Below are 18822 nucleotides of genomic sequence, written 5' to 3'. Positions count from 1 at the left end.
ACAAAAAAAAGGATATTTCTAAAAATTATAAAGGAAGAAAAAATAGATATAAATTATCATGTAGTATTTGAAGATAAAAATGTTTTAAATATTCTTATCTATAAAGATATATATATAAAGAATAAAAAATATGAAAGAATAAAAGATAGTTATGTATTTGATCTTAAAACAGGACAGAGAATATATCTAGATAATTTTTTAAAAAACAATCAAGATTATAAAGACACAATAGAAAATTATATTATTAATGATATAAAAAGAAAAAATATAGAAATAGATAAAAATAGAATTAAAATAGATAAATACACTAACTACTATATAACTAATGAGGGTATATGTGTATATTTTAATCCATATCAAATTAGTGATAGAAAAAACATTTATGATTTTAAAATTCCAGTTACAGTATTTAATAACAAGATAAAAGACATAAATACAAACCCAATAGTGGCACAAATAGACACTCAAACTATAACTAAAAACAATATATATTTAAATAGTATAATAAATGTACCAATTATAATAACTGAAAATAAAAATATTGAGAAAAATATAAATGAACTTATAAAAAATGATATAATGGATGGATATTTTAAAGCAGAAGAAGAAGCTAAAAATTTTTGGAAAATACACCTAAAGAATATATAACTCCTTATATATACAATGTAGACTTTGATGTTAAGAAAAATAGTGACTCAATGTTAAGTATTGTCGTTACTATTTATCAATATAGTGGAGGCGCTCATGGATATTATGAGAATGGATCTTATAATATATTTATAGAAAACGGCCAAAACTTAAATTTAAAAGATTTATTCAAAGAAAACTCAGATTATAAGAATGTTATAAATGGTTTAATAAGGGATGAAATAAAAGAAAATAAACAAGAATACAGTTTTAAGTCAATTTCTGAAAATCAAAAATTTTACATTCAAGATGATAATCTAGTAATATATTTTGATTTATATGAAATAGCTCCTTTTGCAGGTGGAATTCCAGAGTTTAGAATAAGTGCAGATAAAATAAATCACATTTTAAATGAAAAATATATAAATATATTTAAATAGTGTAGTAATGTTACTACACTATTTAAATTTTTCGATTAAATTGTTGGATTTAAAGAAGCTATTTTTGTAACTGCAACATAAACCCTAGAAAGTTCATACCATGTTTTAAAATCTACAATTCCACTTTGAGGCAATCCGAATATACCTTGAAATACCTTAACTGAGTTTGCGGTATCTTGACCAAATACTCCATCTTCTTTAACTTTAGGAATTGCAGGATATCCCTTAGATATAGCGTTTAATTGATTTTGAATAGTTCTAACATCTTTACCTGTAGACCCAATTTTAAGAGCTTCACCAGGGAAGGAAACAGGAACTCCGCTTACTATTGGAGCTTTTTCAAGTATTATACTTTCCCCATAAAATTTTCTTAAAATTTCTTCATAACTAAGTCCTTGATCTCCTAAATTTTTACTTCCCCATTGTGTCATTTGACCAGGACATTGAGATTTATTACCATCACAATATTGAGCTAAGAGAGGTTGCCTAGCAGTTGGAGGTCTTTTTATAAAAGTGTTGAAAACTTCATCCACAGCAATGCTTATAGTATCGAATACATTTCTCTCATGAATATATTTATGGTCATAAGCAGTAGTTGATGTAATCGTAAAAGAGTATCCTTTACTTCTATACCATTCAGTAAAAACTCTATTTAATGTAAATGAGACAATTGCTATTACGTTAGCCAGTATTGTTTCCGTTGGCCATGTAGAATAAATTTCTGAAGAAGCAACATTTTTTACATAGTCCTTAAAATATACCCAATAGTTAGAGGCATTTTTATTTTCAGGTAATCCATCATGGACAACTACAAATTCAGGAACTACTGGATTATCTAAAACAACGAATCCTGTTGGAGGTGGAATCGGCTTTAAGTCACTTTCAGGAATTTTAGGAGGATAAGTTCCCCACAATGTATGAGCTCCTATATCTACTACTATTTCATTTTGTCTACTATATGAACGTTTACTTCTTTGACGAGGTACCATCTGTATGCCTTGCTGAGCTATAACCGTTGCCAAAACTTGTGTACCATTAATTATAATTGTTTCGTATCCATCTTTGATAACCTCTACTATATATTGGCTGTAAGGTCTTACATCGCTTGGTTGTTGAGAATATATTAAATCTGGAGCAGCTAGATTTAAACCTACAACCTGACCGGAGATATCAGTTTTTAAATTTTGATAAATTACTGTCGAGGCTTTGTTGTCATCTCCAACGGAGTATACATTTACGTTTGCACCTACAACTGGAAAGTTAGTAGTGCTGTCTACCACGCTAACAGTTAAAAAACCATCTTGCATAAAAAAACTCCTTTCTTATATAAAATCAACTTATCTATACATAGTATGAATAAAAGTATTATTTTGTTAAGATATTTGGAAATAATATAATATGAATGATAAAAAAGAAAGGTAATGCAAAAAATGAAATTAGACTTACTAATAATATCCCTAGCGCCTACAATAGCGATTTTAATATGGATATATATAAAAGATAAATACGATAAAGAACCTATAAAGGTGCTTATAAGATTATTTTTTATAGGTACATTGATAAGTATACCTGCAATAGCTATTGAAGATATATTACTTAAAGCTAAGATTGATAATTCGCATTTAAACTTAATCTACACTGCATTTGTAGTAGCAGCTGCAACAGAAGAAATTTTAAAAGTTATGATTTTGATTCCTTATACTTTAAGAAGTAGGCATTATACAGAAAAGCTGGATGGAATAGTTTATAGTATATTTACAACTCTTGGATTTGCTACAATAGAAAATCTTATTTATATTTTTCACGGGAATCAATTAAATTTATTACAAATTGGATTAGCTAGAGCTGTAATATCTATTCCTGCACATGTTTTATTTGCAATAAATATGGGATATTACTTATCTATGTATAAGTTTAATTTAGATAAGCCTAAAGTAAGAAAAGTATTTTTAGTTAAGCTTATTTTAATACCTATAGTTTTACATGGAGTATTCGATATTTTAGCTATGATAAAAACTACATGGGCTTCTATAAGTTTTGTTATTTACTTAATCTATCTATGGAAAATAAGTTTAGATAAATTAGATGAATACACAGATTATGCGAGAAGGCGTTTTTTAAGATTAAAGAAAAATAAACATAAAAAATAAATAGGAGTGATTTTATGAGTTATATAAACAAAAGTCAGGAACTAGTAATATCTAAGTTCTTGAAAAGATGTGATTATGATGGTGTTTTAGATATATTAATTGAATGTGGAATAGAGAGTGGAGATTTATATTATTTATTGAAATCGTGTAAATATGCAACCAACTTTGACTTTAAAACAGCACTTAAACTTACTAAAAATTTAAGTGAGCAAATGTTAGATAGAAAAGAAATTAAAAATCTTATAACTAATTTAGAAAATTTAAATAAAGGTGAACCAGAAGATATATTATCAGAGTTAATTGAAAATATAAAAATTCAAATTATTAATGAAGAATATATAGATTTTTTAGGAAGGTTATATAGATTAAAAGAAGCTTTATTTAAATATATATTTGTTAATACGAAAGAAGGTAAAAGGTATACTGTATCAATGCATGGAAATATGGTGTCTAAGAAAAATATACTATATACACTAAAAAAGAAGTATAATATATATAATGGTAATCTTATACATGGTGTAACTCAGTATATAAAAAGATATCTAAAACAAACTAAAAGGATGGACAGAGTTCTTGAAATACTAAATAGTGAAAAACTTGAAAATTTAATAAGGCTTAGAAATGAAAGTCCTGTAGGCCATGGATTTAGAGGTGTAAGTAAGGAAGATATTGAAAAAATTTATGGCAGTCCTATGGAAGTCGTATATGACTTGATAAAGGCTTGTGAACTTTTAGATTTGGGAATAAATACTAAAAAGTATGAACATATAAACGATATAGTTATAGAACTCTTATCTAAGTATGTAGAACATGGAGGAGATGGTGAATTTGAGCGCAAATGTTAAAAAGGAAATAATAGAATGGATAAAAATTATAGTTACCTCACTAGTAATAGCACTTGTAATAACTCACTTTGTTAGACCTACATTAGTACAAGGATCATCAATGTATCCAACACTTGAGGAAAAAGACTATTTAATAATAAATCGAGTTGCCTATAATCACAAAGAGCCTCAAAGAGGAGATATTATAGTTTTTAAATCTGATTTAGTGCAAGCTAATGGAAAAGAAAAAGATTTAGTAAAAAGAGTTATAGGTATTCCTGGTGACCATCTTAAGATTACAAATGGAGATGTGTATATAAATGGAAAGCTTCAAAATGAACCATATATACATGGTCAAAAAACTGAAGGTGAAATAGACACAACTATTCCAAAAGGATATATATTTGCAATGGGAGACAACAGAGGTAATAGTATGGATAGTAGAGATCCTGATGTTGGGATAGTAAAAGAAAGTGATATAATGGGTAAAGTTGTGATTAGATTATTACCTTTTAATAAAATTGGTAAAGTTTCATAGGAGTTTAAGATGAAATTAGGAATATCTGCTTTAGTTAATGAAATAGATAGTGCTATTTATATATGTAAAACAAATAAAAATATAAATCATATAGAAATAGGTATAGACAATTTAATTGAATGTAAAAAGGTTCTATTATATAAAGATGAATTTAAAAGAAATAACATAAGCGTAGGGATCCACTTGCCTATGGAGCTGAATACTTGCGAAAATATAGAATATATAAGAAATTCATGGGTAAATTTTATATATGAAATTAATTTAGAATTAAAAGAACTTGATATAAAATATTTTAATATGCACTTAGGATATGTAATAAATTCGAGATTTAAGAAAAATAAGAAAAAGTATTTAGATAATTCTATAAAGTTTCTACAGTCAATAAACTTAAAAAATAAACATGTTTTTATAGAAAATACATATACAATGGTGGAGATATATGTAATATAGGAACAACCGTAAATGAATTTGAATATATATTAAATAATATAGATAATATTGAGTTTTGCTATGATACAGGTCATAACTTAATAAATTCAGACTGCTTTTTAGATGCGTTAGGTTCTAAAATGAATTTAATGCACCTAAGTGATAATGATGGTAAAGAAGATTTGCATGTTGGAATTGGAAAAGGAATTTTGAACTTAGAAGGTTTAAAAGATTTAATGTCTATGAAGGTTCAATATGCAGTTTTGGAAATTAAATATGAAGATATAGATGAATCTATAAAAGTATTAGAACGGTTTATGTAAAATAAATCGTTCTAACTTTATAAATAGACATATTAAAGGATAGGAGAAAGATTTATGGAAAATATAAATGTAAAAATTAATAATAAAAATTATGAATATCCTAAAGATGTAGCTTTAGCTATAATAGCAAAAGATTTAAGTAATGAATATAAGGGTATAGTAACAATAGGAAAATAAAATAAATTAAAAGACTTAAACAGTACTTTAGATAAAGGTTGCGATTTAGAATTAATTGATACAACTAAACCAGATGGAATGAGAGTTTATATGAGAACGTTATCTTTGGTTTTCATAAAAGCATGTGAAGAAATTTTTAATGGGTGTAAGGTTACAATAGAGCACTCATTATCAAATGGATTATACTGCGAAATAAAAAACAATAAAAGTGAAGTTACAGAAGAAGATATAGAAAAATCAAGACGAAAGTAAAAAGTATAATAGAATCTGATTTAAAAATAGAAAAGATTGTTACAGATAAAGAAGAAGCAATAAAAATACTTAAAAAAGTAATAAAAATGTAAAGGCAGAATTATTAAAGTATAAAGAATATGAAGATGTGAAATTATATAAATGCGGTGGATATATAAATCATTTTTATGGTCATATGTTACCGTCTACTAGCCATGTTAAAACTTTTGATATAAAAAAATGGCAATCGGGAGTAGTTATATTAGGACCAAGTAAAGAAAACAAAAGTGAACCTCAGAGCTTTGTACCTCAACCAAAGCTTTCTAATATATATAAAGAGTCAGAAGTTTGGTCAGAACTTATTGGAATAGACAAGGTTGCTAGTTTAAATGAGGCTATAGAAAATAAAAAATATGGAGAAATAATTAGTATAGTTGAAGCTTTGCATGAAAAGAAGATATCTCAAATTGCAGATATAATAAAAGAAAACAATAAAAGAGTTATATTGATAGCTGCACCATCTTCGTCTGGAAAAACAAGTTTTGCACATAGATTATCTATACAATTAAAAGTTAATAACTTGCATCCAGTTCCTATTTCATTAGATGATTACTTTGTTGACAGAGAAGCTACCCCTTTAGATGAGTTTGGAAACTATGACTTTGAATCTATATATGCGATAGATTTAGAGTTATTTAATAGTGATTTAGAAAAATTATTAAAAGGTGAGGAAATTAAACTCCCAAAATTCAACTTTAAAACAGGAAAAAGAGAATTTAGTGGAAAAACTTTAAAAATTGAAAAAGACCAACCTATTATTTTAGAAGGTATACATGCATTAAATCCGATGCTAACACAGAGTATAGATGATAAGGATAAATTTAAAATATATATAAGTGTTCTTACTCAAATAAACTTAGATAACCATAATAGAATACCAACAACAGACTTAAGACTTATAAGAAGAATAGTTAGAGACTACAATTTTAGAGGATATAGCGCTGAAAAAACTATTTTAAATTGGTGGTCAGTAAGAAGAGGAGAAGATAAAAATATATTCCCTTATCAAGAAGAAGCTGATATAATGTTTAACTCAGCTTGTTTATATGAGTTAGCGGTTTTAAAAAAATATGCAAAACCACTTTTAGAACAAATTGAAGATGACAACGAAGCGTTTATAGAGTCTAATAGAATATTAAAGTTTTTACAATATTTTGTAGAGTTAGATGATGAATTAGATATACCTCCGACATCTATAATTAGAGAGTTTATTGGAGGTAGTCGAATTGTTGATTAGACTTGGAATCCTGGGAAGTTGACATAAACCCAGGATTTTTTGTATTATATTATTTATAATATTGTGACGTTATTAAAAAATAAGGAGGAATGTGTATGGAAAATGTATTAGAACAAATACTTGAGGATAACAGAAAATATACAAATTATGGACATGTAGCAACTTATATACCGGAACTTAAAAACGCAAGACAAGATGATTTAGGAATATGTATGATTGATATGAACAATGAAATTCATACGGCTGGAAATTTTGATAAAAAGTTCACAATTCAGAGTATATCTAAGCCTATAATATTAGCTTTAGTACTTAGCGAGAATGATTGGGAGTATGTGTTTTCAAAAGTTGGAATGGAGCCTAGTGGAGATCCATTTAACTCTATTATGAAATTAGAAACGAAAGAATCTAAGAAGCCTTGTAATCCTATGATAAATGCAGGAGCTATAGTTACAACTTCCATGATAAAGGGAAAGGATCTTAAAGAAAAAGAAGAAAAGATGTTAAACTTTTTTAGAATACTAGCTAAAAATGATAATTTAAAAATAAATTATGATGTATATGAATCGGAGAAGTTAACAGGAGATAGAAATAGAGCTATGGCTTATCTTTTAAAAAATGATGGATTTATAGAAGGTGATGTAGAAGAAGTTTTAGACTTATATTTCAAGCAATGTTCTATAGAAATTGACTGTATAGACTTAGCAAGAATAGGAGTTAATTTAGCATCTTATGGAGTCGATATTGAAACGGGAGAAAGACTTATAGATGAAAGAATATCACGTATAGTTAAGACATTTATGGTAACGTGTGGAATGTACGATGCATCTGGAGAATTTGCAATAAAAGTTGGGATTCCTGCAAAATCAGGTGTTGGAGGAGGAATATTAGCTTCAGTTCCTAAAAAGATGGGAATTGGAATATACGGCCCTGCTCTTGACAAAAAAGGCAATAGTATTGCGGGGATAAAGATATTACAATCTTTAAGTGAACAGTATAAAATAAATATATTCTAAAATAGAGAATTTTTTGACAATTACGACTTGATAATATATAATTATTTATATAATTAAATATTTTTATGGGTGGTGGGGGAATGAAAGAAGTTTTAGTACTAAGAGATTTAGAGTGCATAAAAGCAATTGCACATCCGAGAAGGATAGATATTTTGAATGCGTTTAAATCAATTCCGTTGTCAGCAAAACAACTATCTCAATTATTAGATGAGCCGCATGCAAAGATAAATTACCACATAAAGACTTTGTATAAGGTTGGGGTTTTAGATTTAGTAGAAGAGAAGGTTAAATCAGGAATTGTTGAGAAGTATTATTATCCTACAGCTAAGCATATTGTTATAGGGAAGAATGCTTTAAATTTTAATAGTGATGCAGGAAATAAAAATATGGGGGATATATGCATATCGAAGTTTGAAAATATGAGTAACTCTTTTTATAAAGCTATAGAAGAAAATGATATAGATAGCGAGTACATAGCTAATTATAATCAAGTTTGTTTAAGTAAAAGTGAAATAAAAGAGTTAGCCAATACCATAGAAGAAAAAATTAATGAGATTGTATTAAATAGAAAACATGATGAATCTGAGATGAAATACGACTTAGCATTAATAACGATACCATTAGATGAAAAATGTAAAGCATAAAGTATCAACAAAATTTGTTGATGCTTATTTTTTTGGGTATATTATAAATGAATATAAAATTTAGGAGGGAACATATTGATAGTAATAGGACCACACGTTTCGATAGCAAAAGGTTTTGCAAAAGCTGCAGACACAGCTATAAATATAGGAGCTAATACATTTCAATTTTTTAGTAGAAATCCAAGAGGTGGTAATGCTAAATCTTTTGATGAAAAAGATATAATGAAATTTCAACAAATAAGAAAAGATAATAAATTTGGCCCACTATTAGCACATGCCCCATATACAATGAACTTAGCTGGTGCAAAAGAGGAAGTTTATGAATTTGGAAGAATGGTTATAAAAGAAGATATTCAGAGAATGGATTCTTTAGGAATAGAATATATGTGTTTTCATCCAGGTAGCCATGTTGGATCAGGCGTAGATACAGGTATAGATAAAATAGCTAATGCGCTTAATGAAGCTATAACTGGAAATGAAAATATAGTAGTATTACTTGAGACAATGTCTGGAAAGGGAACTGAAATAGGGTTTAGTTTTGATCAGGTAAAGGCTATAATCGATAAGGTTGAACATAATGAAAGGCTAGGCGTATGTTTAGATACTTGTCATGTATTTTCAGCTGGATATGATATTGTTAATGATTTAGATTCGGTTTTAGATGATTTTGATAATATTATAGGTTTAGATAAATTAAAGGCAGTCCACCTTAATGACAGCATGATGCCTTTTGGAGCGAAAAAAGATAGACATGCTTGTATTGGAGAAGGTGAGATAGGATTAGATGCAATAATAAGATTTATTACTCATCCTAAGTTAAGACATTTACCGTTTTTCTTAGAAACTCCATTAGAAGATGAGGGGCATAAAAGAGAAATTGAAATGATAAAAGATATTATAAAACAAATACAATAAAATCATATATAATATAAAATAAGAGACGATATTTAGAAAGTATCGTCTTAATTTATAAAAATGCAAATTAATTGTTTAGGAAAACAAAAAAATGAAATAAAATTGGGGGATGATTTATGAGAAAATTAGGAAGCACTAATATTGAATTAAATAGAGTTGGGTTTGGAGGGATTCCAATACAAAGAATAACTCAAGAAGATACAAATTTAGTTATAAATGAACTTATAAATCAAGGAATAAACTTTATAGATTCAGCCAGAGGATATACTATAAGTGAAGAGTACATAGGGAATGCAATTGAAGGTAAAAGGGACAAATTTATATTAGCTACTAAAAGTATGTCTAGAAGCTATGATGATATGATAAGAGATGTAAATATAAGTTTAAATAATTTTAAAACTGAATATATAGATTTATACCAACTTCACAATTTAAAGCCAGATGAATATGATGAAATATTTGATGATGATATGGCTTATGCAGCTCTTTTAAAATGTAAAGAAGAAGGAAAAATAAATCATATAGGAATAACGAGTCACAGTATAGATACAATAAAAAAAGCAGTAAATAGTGGTAAGTTTGATACAATTCAGTTTCCGTATAATATAGTAGAAGATCAAGCTGATGAAATATTTAAAGAAGCTAATAAAAATGGGATAGGGGTAATAGTAATGAAGCCTCTTGCTGGAGGAGCTATTGACAATGCAAAATTAGCTATAAAATATATATTATCTAAAGACTATATAGATGTAGTTATACCAGGTATGGATAGTGTAGATCAAGTTATTGAAAATACATCAGTTTTAAAAAATCTTAATATAACTGATGAAGAAAATTTAGAGATAAAAGACATTATAGAAAAATTAGGGAATAGATTTTGTAGACGTTGCGAATACTGTATGCCTTGCCCTGTAGGGATAAATATACCTATGAATTTTTTACTTGAAGGATATTATAGTAGATACAACTTAAAAGAGTGGTCAAAAGATAGATATAAAAGTTTAGATGTAAATGCTTCTAATTGTATAGAATGTGGTAAGTGCGAAAATAAGTGCCCATATGAATTACCTATCAGAGAAATGCTAAAAGACGTATCAAATATTTTAGGGTAAAAAAATCCCCCTATTAAAGGGGGGATATACTATTTTCTAGTAATAGTATAGTCAACTTTATACTCAGACAAAGGATATAACTCTATTTCTACTCTTGGATTTTCCTTATCTATAGAATCAAACAAAAGAACTGGTTTTAGTTGTTTGTCATTTTTTATAATACCACTTTTTTCTATTCCATCACATATACTTTTAGGATAGTTATGTAAATCACCCATTTTTTTATTTGGAAAATATAATTTTAATACAGTTATAAGATCCTCTTCTATGCAAGGACCATCGTATTGTGTATTTATATATCCAGCAATCATATTTTCATATGCTAAGTATTTAGAGTGCTTTCCTTTAGATGGCATCCATGATTGACCATGAATATTGTGAAGTTTAAAATTGGATTTACTTATTGGTCTCCCTGGAATTGTTAACTTTATCATATATACCACATCCTTTATACCTTAGTTATTATAAATGTAAATAGAAATTAATGAAAGGAAAATTTATGGATAAGAATAAATTAAAAGAATTTTGTAAAAGTATAGGAATTAATTGTGTAGGGATAGCAGGAATTGGACCTTATTACGACTTAGAAAATATTATAAAAGATAGAACAAAAAAAGATTTTATAACAGGAATGGAAGAACCATCTGTGGATAAAAGAATTAATCCGAGAGCTAGCATGGAAAATGCAGAGAGTATAATCGTATGTGCTTTTCCATATTTTGTTGAAGACGTAGTAGATTCTAATTTATCAAAGTATTGTTATGGAAAGGATTATCATATAGTTGTAAAAGAAAAATTACAACAAATTGCAGATTATATAGATAGTGAAACTGAAGGATTTCAATATATGATATTTGCAGATAATGGACCGTTAGTAGATAGATATTTAGCAAGTATAAGTGGAATAGGGTATTATGGAATAAATAACAATATAATAACTGATGAGTATGGATCTTTTGTGTTTATAGGATATATAATAAATAACTATTATTTTGAACCAGATAAAAAAAGCGAAAAATCGTGTGTTAAATGTGGAAAATGTATAACATCTTGTCCTGGAAAAGCTATATTAGGTGACTTTGAAATGAATCCTAAAAAATGTTTATCATATGTAACTCAGAAAAAAGAAGATTTAAGTGAAGATGAAAAAATTGCATTGAAAAATAATAAAAAAATATTTGGATGTGATATATGCCAAGATGTATGCCCACATAACATAAGTATCTCAAAAACAAATATTAAGGAATTCAAAGAAGAATTGATATACAATTTAAAAGAAGAAGAAATAAATAATATATCAAACAAAGAATTTAGAAGAAGATATAAAGAAAAAGCTTTTAGTTGGAGAGGTAAAAAGATAATACAAAGAAATATTGAAATACTAGAAAGATAAAACTTTTAACTTGTACAGTTAGAAGTTTTTTATTTTTTTACTTAACATTTAGTAGATAGAAACATATTATATAAAAAGGAATTTTAAAGGGGGATGGATATGGCTAGATATGCTAATACCTCTCAACTAGAGGGCTTAAATGAGATAATAGGGCAAGAAAATGCAACAAAAGCTATGGAGCTTGGACTTAAAATAGATAATCCTGCATATAACATCTTTGTAGCTGGGGATAGTGGAACAGGGAAAACTACTTATGTACTTAGTGCTTTAAAAATGCATGCAGAAAATAAAAATGATCATAAAGACTGGTGCTATGTATACAACTTTGAGAACAGCAGAGAACCTATAGCTATTGCACTGGATAAAGGTATGGGTAAATTGTTTAAGAAAGATATGGAAAAGTTAATAGAGAGTTTATTGGATGAACTTAAGGATGCATTCGAAAGTGAAGAATTTGAAATAAGCAAAAATGAATTATTAGATGATTTGAAATTGAAAAAGAAAACTTACTCCAAAAAATTAAGAAGTATGGAGAAGAAAAAGGATTTAAATTAAAAAATAGTAAGGTAGGCATGATTTTCACGCCACAAGATGAAGAGGTAGATACAACTTCTGAAGAATTTTATAAAGTTAAAAAGGAATTAGAAAATGCAGCTATACAAATTGCATATAAAATTAAAGATATAGAAGAAGATGCAAAAGAAGCTCTTTTAGATTTAGAATATGAAGTAGGGAAATATATAGTAGATCCACATATAGATAGTTTGCTTGAAAGATATGGAGACTTTGAAAAAGTAAGAAAGTATTTAGATGATACTAAAAATGATATTTTAGAATATGTGTACTTATTCTATATGGATGAAGAAGATTTGAAAGAAAAGTACGATAAAGAACACTTTACAAAATATAAAGTGAACTTGTTGGTAGATAATGGATTAGATAGATGTGGGGCACCTGTAGTTGTTGAAATAAACCCAAGTCCAGCAAACTTATTTGGGAAGGCGGAATACGAGTACTATAATGGTACTGTAAAAACAGATTTCACTAAGTTGTTACCAGGTGCAGTGCATAAAGCTAATGGGGGTTACTTAGTACTGTATGTAGATCAACTTCTGAGATACAATTTATCTTGGGATATACTTAAAAAAACAATACAACAAGGTGAAATAACTTTAGATACACAAACAGCTATAAAGCCAGAAAAGATACCTGTTAACATAAAAGTAGTGCTTATAGGAAATAACTATATGTATAATTTATTATACAACTATGATCCTGAGTTTAATAAGTATTTTAAAATATTTGTAGACTTTGACAATGAAATGAAGAAAAATGATTATAATGAAACTAGATTGGCAAACTTTATAGCTTCATATTGTAATAGTAACAATTTAAATCATTTTACTTATGAAGGTGTAGAGCAAGTCGTTAGGTATAGTACTAGGATAACAGGTAATAGAGAAAAATTATCAACTAAATTTAATAAAATTGTAGAGATTTTAGTAGAAGGAGATGCTTATTCAAAAATAAGAGGATCTAAATATGTAGATAAAGAAGATGTATTAAAAGCAATTAAAGAGAGAAGAGAAAGATTTAGTAAAATAGAAAAGAAAATGGATGAATCTATAGAAAATGGATTTACATTAATATCAACAAATGGATCTAAAGTTGGGGTTATAAATGGATTATCAGTTTTAAATATGGGTGAGTACTCATTTGGAAGACCTTGTAGAATAACAGTTACTACAGCACCTGGAAGTTCTGGAATTGTAAATATAGAAAGAGAAGTTGAAATGAGTGGACCTATACACAGTAAGGGTGTCCTTATATTAAATGGATTTTTACTAGAAAATTTAGCACAGGAATTTCCTTTATCACTTAATGCAAATATATGCTTTGAACAAAACTATGGTGGTGTAGATGGAGATAGTGCATCCGGAGCTGAGCTTTATGCAATGTTATCATCATTAAGTGGTGTTCCTATAAAACAAAATATTGGTGCAACTGGTTCTATAAATCAAAAAGGAGATATACAAGTTGTAGGTGGAGTTACTGAAAAAGTAGAAGGATTTTATTATGCATGCAAGAAAAAGGTTTAACAGGAAGTGAAGGTGTAATATTACCAAGGAATAACCTTAGAAATTTAGTTCTTGTTGAAGAAGTAAGAAATGCTATAAATGAAGGTAGATTTCATATATATCCTATAGATAGAATTGAAGAGGCTATAGAAATATTGACAGATAAAACTTTTGAAGAAGTTAAAAGTTTAGCTATTGAAAAATTAAAAAATATAGTGAATTAGAGAATAAAAAATAAAGGAACTGCATTTTTACTGCAGTTCCTTTATTTTGGTCAAATAACAAAATATTACAAGATAATAAATATAATTATAGTATATATATTGTTTTGTTTTGATAAATAATATAAGTAAATAGATAGAAAACTTAATAATTATAATTTTATATATGTTTAAATTATGTTTAAAATTGTTATATATTATATATGTAAAATTACAACAAGGGGGAATTAAAAATGGTAAAAGTAAAAAAGAAAAATAGAGAAAATATAAAAAATATTAGATATATTAGAAGAAACATATCCAAATGCAGAGTGTGAATTAAATTATACAACTCCATTTGAACTTCTAATTGCAACTGTATTATCTGCTCAATGCACTGATGTCAGGGTTAATAAAGTTACAGCTGAACTGTTTAAAAAATATAATACAGCTGAAGAATTTGCTAAACTTAATACATTTGAAATTAGTGAGGAAATAAAAAGTTGTGGGCTATATAAAAGCAAAGCTCAAAAATAAAAGAAACATCAGTATTGCTGTGCTCTAACTATGGTGGTCAAGTACCTGATAATATGGAAGAATTGACAAAACTTCCTGGAGTGGGAAGAAAAACTGCAAATGTAGTACTAAGTAATGCTTTTGGAGTTGATGCAATTGCTGTAGATACTCATGTATTTAGGGTATCTAATAGAATTGGGTTGGTAAAAACTGATACTCCTGAAAAACAGAATTTGAACTTATGAAAGTTTTACCGAAAAAAAGATGGTCAAAAGCACATCATTTAATAATTTTTCATGGAAGGAGAGTTTGTAAAGCAAGAAAACCAGAATGTAATATATGCCCATTAGTTGAATACTGTGACTATTATAAAGAAGGGAATGACTAAAATTGAAGAGACATAAAATATTTTTCTTAGTAACATTAGTTATGCTATATTGTTTTGGATTGACGTATAAATCTTATTGTATGAGCAAAGAAAGTAAAATCTATAAAAATATATATATTGAAAATATTGATGTCTCGGGACTGACAGAAAATGATGCGATAAAAAAACTAAATAACTCTCTATATAAGCAAGATTCTATAGAATTATTTTATGGAGATAAGAAATATAATCTATCTTTAAATGAAATTAACTTTAAATTTAAAGTAGAGGATGCTGTAAATACAGCTATTAACATAGGTAGAGATAGTGACTTTTTTAATAATATAAAAACAAAATTTAAATTAAGTATAGGTAAAAGTATAAAATTAAATATTGATACTGAATATGATAAAGCAAAATTAAATGAATATATAAACAACCTAGCTAACGAAATAGATATTACACCAGTCGATGCTAATATAACAGTAGAAAATAACAATTTTAATATTAGTAAAGAGGTCTATGGAGTTAATTTAAAGAAAGAAGCTTTACTTAGTGAAATTGATAAAAATATAAAAAATAAAAAATTTGTAAATATTAATATATATACAGAAATTATAAATCCAAAATATACTTATGAGAAGTTGGCAAATATAAATACATTATTAGGCCAATATGAAACAAAATTTAACTCTAAAAATCAAAATAGAGTTAGTAATATAAAATTAGCTATAAATAAAATAAATAATGTATTGATAGACTATAATGAAGAGTTTTCATTTAATAATATCATAGGTAAAAGAAGTACAGAACAAGGATTTAAGAGCGCGCCTATAATAGTAAATGGAGAAATGCAATTAGGAATGGGTGGAGGAATATGTCAGGTGTCTAGTACTGTATATAATGCTGCACTATACTCAGGACTTGAAATCGTACAGGCTAGAAATCATAGTATACCTAGTGGATATATAGAAAAAGGAAGAGATGCTACTGTATCTTATGGAAATATTGATTTAATATTTAAAAATAATTATAAAAGTCCTATTCTAATAAAAAATGAGATAAGAGATAATAAAATAATAACTAATATATATGGGAATGAAAATGATAAAAAATAGTAGATATAAGAACTGATATATCAGGAATTATAAAGCCTAAAACTATAGAAAAAGAAAGTAAAGCTTTATATGAAGGAGAAACTAGAATAGAAAGCAAAGGCAGAAATGGATACAAAGTAAAAACATACAGGGTTTATAAAAATGAAGATGGATCTTCTATAAATGAAGAATTAATTAATGAAAGCTACTACCCTCCTAAAGATAAAGTTTTAATAAAGGGAACAAAGAAAAAGGTGGATACAAGCAAAAACTTGAACTCTGAAATAATATAAATCTTCTAATGTAAGGAGATTTATATTATTTTATTTTTTTATAAGTTTTTAGAAATGAAAACTTTTGATATAATTAGATTTATAAAATGTTAAGGAGGGTTACGTATGTCTTTAAACATCGTATTGGTAGAACCTGAAATACCACAAAATACAGGAAATATAATAAGGAGTTGCGCTGCAACCGGGACAACTCTTCACTTAGTTAGACCATTAGGTTTTTGTATGGATGACAAATATCTAAAAAGAGCAGGTTTAGATTATTGGGATTTAGTTGAAATCAAATATTATGATAGTTTTGATGAAGTAAGAGAACAAAATCCAGATGCTAAATTCTTTTACTCAACAACTAAAGCTAAACAAACACACTCAGATGTAAAATATGAAGAAAATTCATTTATAGTGTTTGGAAAAGAAACTAAAGGATTACCTGAAAGCTTAATAATGGATAATTTAGAAACTGCAATAAGAATACCTATGGTTGATATAGAAAAAGCTAGATCTTTAAATTTATCAAATTCTGTGGCTATAGTATTATTTGAAGCGCTAAGACAAATAGGATATCCTAATTTAAGATAAAGTGTATACTATATACTGATAAATAGGTTAGAAAAGAAGGTAAGAAATCTTATTGTGATTATGATAAAGTTTTCCTATCTTCTTATTTTTTTAAATTGTATACACTAAATATTAAAAAAAGTGAATAAAATTAAAATTAAATGTAGAAAATATTTTACATATAGTGTAAAATTTATGGTAAGAAATTATAAGAAAGATGTTCATAGGAGGTAATTATGAAACTTAAAAAGTTATTGTCTATAGGTCTTGTTACTGTATTAACAGGATCGATGTTAGTAGGATGTAGTCCTTCTAAAGATTCAAAAGACAGCAATTCAGGTGGGGATGACAAAGTAAAAGTAACTATGATAACTGACGTTGGTGGAGTAAATGACCAATCTTTTAACCAAAGTGCATGGGAAGGTCTAGAAAAAGCTAAAAAGGACTTAGGAGTAGATGTTAAGTACATAGAGTCTAAGCAAGAATCAGATTACGCTAACAATATAGAAACAGCAATAGATGATGGAGCTGACTTAGTAATAGGTGTTGGATTTAAAATGGAAAAGGCTATAGGTGATGCTTCAAAATCTTACTCAGATCAAAAATTTGCATTAATAGATGCTGATTTCGGTGGTAAACCGCCTAAAAACGTAGAAAGTATAATGTTTAAGGCAGAAGAATCATCATACTTAGTAGGATTAGTAGCAGGGAAACTTACTCAAACTAACAAAGTAGGATTTGTTGGAGGAATGGAAGGTCCAGTAATTGAAACTTTCCAAGCAGGATTTACAGCAGGAGTTAAAGCTGCAAAACCAGAAGCTGAAGTAATATCTCAATATGCAAATAGTTTTGCTGATCCAGCAAAAGGTAAATCTATAACTAATCAGATGATATCTAATGATGTAGATATAATATTCCATGCATCAGGTGATACTGGTAATGGAGTTATAGAAGCGGCTAAAGAAGCTGGTAAAAAAGCTATAGGTGTTGATAGAGACCAAAATAGTGTTGCACCAGAAACTGTTATGACTTCAGCTATAAAGAGAGTTGATGTTGGTGTTTATGATACTGTTAAAAACTTAGTTGATGGTAAGTTCAATGGTGGAAAAGTAACTGTTTATGGGCTAAATGAAGATGGAGTTGGAATAGCAGATACTACAAAAGAAGATGTAGCTCCTGATATATTAGAATTTGTTAACCAACAAGGTGACAAAATTAAGAGTGGAGAAATAAAAGTTCCAGCTACAATGAAAGATGTAAAATAATTAAATTAATTTAATAAAAAAAGGCTAGCTAGGCTAGTCTTTTTTTTGTCCAAATTAACTATGATAAAAATTTAAATAAATTGTTTTAGATAAATAAATGTAAATTAGATTTAAAATGAATTTCTTATATTAAGGTGAATTAAATAATTAAAAAAATATTAAAAAATTTTTATAAATAAAGAGGATTTATCAAAAAATAACATAAATATTTAGAATAACATAAAATAAATAATAATAACAAAAGATGATAAAGATATGGTGATTGAAGTAGTAGATAAGAGATTGATAAATTATACTGGAGGTATAGTTCAAGGAATGAGTGGAGCACCTATAATACA

General features: G+C 27.4%; 28 protein-coding genes. 26 read left to right on the top strand and 2 right to left on the bottom strand.

Going from position 1 to position 18822, the window contains the following annotated elements; translation table 11 throughout:
* The coding region (locus LEQ07_RS18165; protein WP_263331735.1) for an RsiV family protein at positions 1 to 648 on the top strand (648 nt) is incomplete at its 5' end.
* Complete coding sequence (locus LEQ07_RS18160; RefSeq protein WP_263331734.1) at positions 621 to 1067, top strand: DUF3298 and DUF4163 domain-containing protein; 447 nt, start codon at positions 621 to 623, stop codon at positions 1065 to 1067. The genes LEQ07_RS18165 and LEQ07_RS18160, both read left to right, overlap by 28 nt.
* Positions 1068 to 1102: 35 nt before the next feature.
* Here LEQ07_RS18160 and sleC read toward each other — a convergent pair whose 3' ends face one another.
* On the bottom strand, positions 1103 to 2374 hold the full coding sequence (gene sleC, locus LEQ07_RS18155) for a spore cortex-lytic germination protein SleC (RefSeq protein WP_046821520.1): 1272 nt from the start codon (positions 2372 to 2374) through the stop codon (positions 1103 to 1105).
* A 114-nt stretch (positions 2375 to 2488) separates the two neighbouring features.
* On the opposite strand from sleC, the gene LEQ07_RS18150 reads away from it, so the two are divergent.
* From LEQ07_RS18150 to LEQ07_RS18105, 12 genes are all read left to right on the top strand, one after another.
* Complete coding sequence (locus tag LEQ07_RS18150) at positions 2489 to 3217, top strand: PrsW family intramembrane metalloprotease (RefSeq protein ID WP_084821880.1); 729 nt, start codon at positions 2489 to 2491, stop codon at positions 3215 to 3217.
* Positions 3218 to 3231: 14 nt separating this feature from the next.
* Positions 3232 to 4062 (top strand): hypothetical protein, encoded by an 831-nt coding sequence (locus LEQ07_RS18145; RefSeq protein WP_046821522.1) that lies wholly within the window; start codon positions 3232 to 3234, stop codon positions 4060 to 4062.
* On the top strand, positions 4046 to 4579 hold the full coding sequence (gene lepB, locus LEQ07_RS18140) for a signal peptidase I (protein ID WP_046821523.1): 534 nt from the start codon (positions 4046 to 4048) through the stop codon (positions 4577 to 4579). Before LEQ07_RS18145 ends, lepB begins: the two co-directional genes overlap by 17 nt.
* Positions 4580 to 4588: 9 nt before the next feature.
* The gene (locus LEQ07_RS18135; protein ID WP_263331733.1) at positions 4589 to 5029 is read left to right on the top strand and encodes a hypothetical protein; all 441 of its coding nucleotides are present in this window, start codon (positions 4589 to 4591) and stop codon (positions 5027 to 5029) included.
* Positions 4999 to 5331, top strand: a complete 333-nt coding sequence (locus LEQ07_RS18130) for a TIM barrel protein (RefSeq protein WP_317852124.1) — start codon at positions 4999 to 5001, stop codon at positions 5329 to 5331. The genes LEQ07_RS18135 and LEQ07_RS18130 overlap by 31 nt, the downstream gene beginning before the upstream one ends.
* Positions 5332 to 5385: 54 nt before the next feature.
* A complete protein-coding gene (locus LEQ07_RS20300) occupies positions 5386 to 5508 on the top strand; it encodes a hypothetical protein (RefSeq protein ID WP_317852122.1) in 123 nt (40 codons plus the stop codon).
* 90 nt (positions 5509 to 5598) lie between these two features.
* A complete protein-coding gene (locus tag LEQ07_RS20295; RefSeq protein ID WP_317852121.1) occupies positions 5599 to 5760 on the top strand; it encodes a hypothetical protein in 162 nt (53 codons plus the stop codon).
* A gap of 127 nt (positions 5761 to 5887) precedes the next feature.
* Complete coding sequence (locus LEQ07_RS18125) at positions 5888 to 7036, top strand: uridine kinase family protein (protein ID WP_317852120.1); 1149 nt, start codon at positions 5888 to 5890, stop codon at positions 7034 to 7036.
* Positions 7037 to 7131: 95 nt separating this feature from the next.
* Positions 7132 to 8049 carry a glutaminase A gene (gene glsA / locus LEQ07_RS18120; RefSeq protein WP_046821526.1) on the top strand — a complete coding sequence of 306 codons (918 nt, stop codon included), beginning with the start codon at positions 7132 to 7134 and terminating at the stop codon, positions 8047 to 8049.
* Positions 8050 to 8129: 80 nt separating this feature from the next.
* Entirely contained in the window at positions 8130 to 8693 is a 564-nt protein-coding gene (locus LEQ07_RS18115) for a winged helix-turn-helix domain-containing protein (RefSeq protein WP_263331732.1), read from the top strand.
* A gap of 75 nt (positions 8694 to 8768) precedes the next feature.
* Positions 8769 to 9608 (top strand): deoxyribonuclease IV, encoded by an 840-nt coding sequence (locus tag LEQ07_RS18110; RefSeq protein WP_263331731.1) that lies wholly within the window; start codon positions 8769 to 8771, stop codon positions 9606 to 9608.
* Positions 9609 to 9724: 116 nt separating this feature from the next.
* Entirely contained in the window at positions 9725 to 10720 is a 996-nt protein-coding gene (locus LEQ07_RS18105) for an aldo/keto reductase (protein WP_263331730.1), read from the top strand.
* 29 nt (positions 10721 to 10749) lie between these two features.
* On the opposite strand, the gene LEQ07_RS18100 is transcribed toward LEQ07_RS18105, so the two are convergent.
* Positions 10750 to 11154 (bottom strand): RusA family crossover junction endodeoxyribonuclease, encoded by a 405-nt coding sequence (locus tag LEQ07_RS18100; protein ID WP_263331729.1) that lies wholly within the window; start codon positions 11152 to 11154, stop codon positions 10750 to 10752.
* Between the two features lie 65 nt (positions 11155 to 11219).
* On the opposite strand from LEQ07_RS18100, the gene queG reads away from it, so the two are divergent.
* From queG to LEQ07_RS22705, 12 genes are all read left to right on the top strand, one after another.
* Entirely contained in the window at positions 11220 to 12113 is an 894-nt protein-coding gene (gene queG / locus LEQ07_RS18095; protein WP_263331728.1) for a tRNA epoxyqueuosine(34) reductase QueG, read from the top strand.
* Positions 12114 to 12212: 99 nt separating this feature from the next.
* Complete coding sequence (locus tag LEQ07_RS18090; RefSeq protein WP_263331727.1) at positions 12213 to 12668, top strand: Lon-like protease helical domain-containing protein; 456 nt, start codon at positions 12213 to 12215, stop codon at positions 12666 to 12668.
* Between the two features lie 17 nt (positions 12669 to 12685).
* Complete coding sequence (locus tag LEQ07_RS18085) at positions 12686 to 14212, top strand: Lon protease family protein (RefSeq protein WP_317852119.1); 1527 nt, start codon at positions 12686 to 12688, stop codon at positions 14210 to 14212.
* On the top strand, positions 14194 to 14415 hold the full coding sequence (locus LEQ07_RS18080) for a hypothetical protein (protein ID WP_263331726.1): 222 nt from the start codon (positions 14194 to 14196) through the stop codon (positions 14413 to 14415). Before LEQ07_RS18085 ends, LEQ07_RS18080 begins: the two co-directional genes overlap by 19 nt.
* Positions 14416 to 14685: 270 nt before the next feature.
* The gene (locus tag LEQ07_RS22710; RefSeq protein WP_317852123.1) at positions 14686 to 14928 is read left to right on the top strand and encodes an endonuclease III domain-containing protein; all 243 of its coding nucleotides are present in this window, start codon (positions 14686 to 14688) and stop codon (positions 14926 to 14928) included.
* Positions 14929 to 14981: 53 nt separating this feature from the next.
* On the top strand, positions 14982 to 15152 hold the full coding sequence (locus LEQ07_RS20285) for an endonuclease III domain-containing protein (RefSeq protein WP_317852118.1): 171 nt from the start codon (positions 14982 to 14984) through the stop codon (positions 15150 to 15152).
* Positions 15149 to 15295 (top strand): endonuclease III domain-containing protein, encoded by a 147-nt coding sequence (locus LEQ07_RS20280; RefSeq protein ID WP_317852117.1) that lies wholly within the window; start codon positions 15149 to 15151, stop codon positions 15293 to 15295. Before LEQ07_RS20285 ends, LEQ07_RS20280 begins: the two co-directional genes overlap by 4 nt.
* A 2-nt stretch (positions 15296 to 15297) precedes the next feature.
* Positions 15298 to 16392, top strand: a complete 1095-nt coding sequence (locus tag LEQ07_RS18070; protein ID WP_263331725.1) for a VanW family protein — start codon at positions 15298 to 15300, stop codon at positions 16390 to 16392.
* Positions 16389 to 16664: a G5 domain-containing protein gene (locus tag LEQ07_RS23255; RefSeq protein ID WP_442952441.1), complete on the top strand. Its 276-nt coding sequence runs from the start codon at positions 16389 to 16391 to the stop codon at positions 16662 to 16664. The genes LEQ07_RS18070 and LEQ07_RS23255 overlap by 4 nt, the downstream gene beginning before the upstream one ends.
* Positions 16665 to 16769: 105 nt before the next feature.
* On the top strand, positions 16770 to 17240 hold the full coding sequence (trmL, locus tag LEQ07_RS18065) for a tRNA (uridine(34)/cytosine(34)/5-carboxymethylaminomethyluridine(34)-2'-O)-methyltransferase TrmL (protein ID WP_021431704.1): 471 nt from the start codon (positions 16770 to 16772) through the stop codon (positions 17238 to 17240).
* A 215-nt stretch (positions 17241 to 17455) separates the two neighbouring features.
* Positions 17456 to 18484, top strand: a complete 1029-nt coding sequence (locus LEQ07_RS18060; RefSeq protein WP_046822136.1) for a BMP family lipoprotein — start codon at positions 17456 to 17458, stop codon at positions 18482 to 18484.
* Between the two features lie 228 nt (positions 18485 to 18712).
* The coding region (locus LEQ07_RS22705; protein WP_334307518.1) for a SpoIVB peptidase S55 domain-containing protein at positions 18713 to 18822 on the top strand (110 nt) is incomplete at its 3' end.

The organism is Paraclostridium sp. AKS73, assembly GCF_025671395.1.
Taxonomy (GTDB): domain Bacteria; phylum Bacillota; class Clostridia; order Peptostreptococcales; family Peptostreptococcaceae; genus Paraclostridium; species Paraclostridium benzoelyticum.
The sequence above is the reverse complement of the archived record's forward strand: the minus strand, read 5'-3'. Positions and strand labels throughout refer to the sequence as shown.

Bases quoted from the DNA above. Each gene is read 5' to 3' on its own strand.
- LEQ07_RS18115 (WP_263331732.1), top strand. From the start codon at position 8,130: ATGAAAGAAGTTTTAGTACTAAGAGATTTAGAGTGCATAAAAGCAATT.
- queG (WP_263331728.1), top strand. From the start codon at position 11,220: ATGGATAAGAATAAATTAAAAGAATTTTGTAAAAGTATAGGAATTAAT.
- LEQ07_RS18150 (WP_084821880.1), top strand. From the start codon at position 2,489: ATGCAAAAAATGAAATTAGACTTACTAATAATATCCCTAGCGCCTACA.
- LEQ07_RS20295 (WP_317852121.1), top strand. From the start codon at position 5,599: ATGAGAACGTTATCTTTGGTTTTCATAAAAGCATGTGAAGAAATTTTT.
- LEQ07_RS18085 (WP_317852119.1), top strand. From the start codon at position 12,686: ATGATTTTCACGCCACAAGATGAAGAGGTAGATACAACTTCTGAAGAA.
- trmL (WP_021431704.1), top strand. From the start codon at position 16,770: ATGTCTTTAAACATCGTATTGGTAGAACCTGAAATACCACAAAATACA.
- LEQ07_RS20285 (WP_317852118.1), top strand. From the start codon at position 14,982: ATGGAAGAATTGACAAAACTTCCTGGAGTGGGAAGAAAAACTGCAAAT.
- glsA (WP_046821526.1), top strand. From the start codon at position 7,132: ATGGAAAATGTATTAGAACAAATACTTGAGGATAACAGAAAATATACA.
- LEQ07_RS18135 (WP_263331733.1), top strand. From the start codon at position 4,589: ATGAAATTAGGAATATCTGCTTTAGTTAATGAAATAGATAGTGCTATT.
- LEQ07_RS18060 (WP_046822136.1), top strand. From the start codon at position 17,456: ATGAAACTTAAAAAGTTATTGTCTATAGGTCTTGTTACTGTATTAACA.
- LEQ07_RS18145 (WP_046821522.1), top strand. From the start codon at position 3,232: ATGAGTTATATAAACAAAAGTCAGGAACTAGTAATATCTAAGTTCTTG.
- LEQ07_RS18080 (WP_263331726.1), top strand. From the start codon at position 14,194: ATGCAAGAAAAAGGTTTAACAGGAAGTGAAGGTGTAATATTACCAAGG.
- LEQ07_RS18090 (WP_263331727.1), top strand. From the start codon at position 12,213: ATGGCTAGATATGCTAATACCTCTCAACTAGAGGGCTTAAATGAGATA.
- LEQ07_RS18100 (WP_263331729.1), bottom strand. From the start codon at position 11,154: ATGATAAAGTTAACAATTCCAGGGAGACCAATAAGTAAATCCAATTTT.
- sleC (WP_046821520.1), bottom strand. From the start codon at position 2,374: ATGCAAGATGGTTTTTTAACTGTTAGCGTGGTAGACAGCACTACTAAC.
- LEQ07_RS20280 (WP_317852117.1), top strand. From the start codon at position 15,149: ATGAAAGTTTTACCGAAAAAAAGATGGTCAAAAGCACATCATTTAATA.
- LEQ07_RS18105 (WP_263331730.1), top strand. From the start codon at position 9,725: ATGAGAAAATTAGGAAGCACTAATATTGAATTAAATAGAGTTGGGTTT.
- LEQ07_RS20300 (WP_317852122.1), top strand. From the start codon at position 5,386: ATGGAAAATATAAATGTAAAAATTAATAATAAAAATTATGAATATCCT.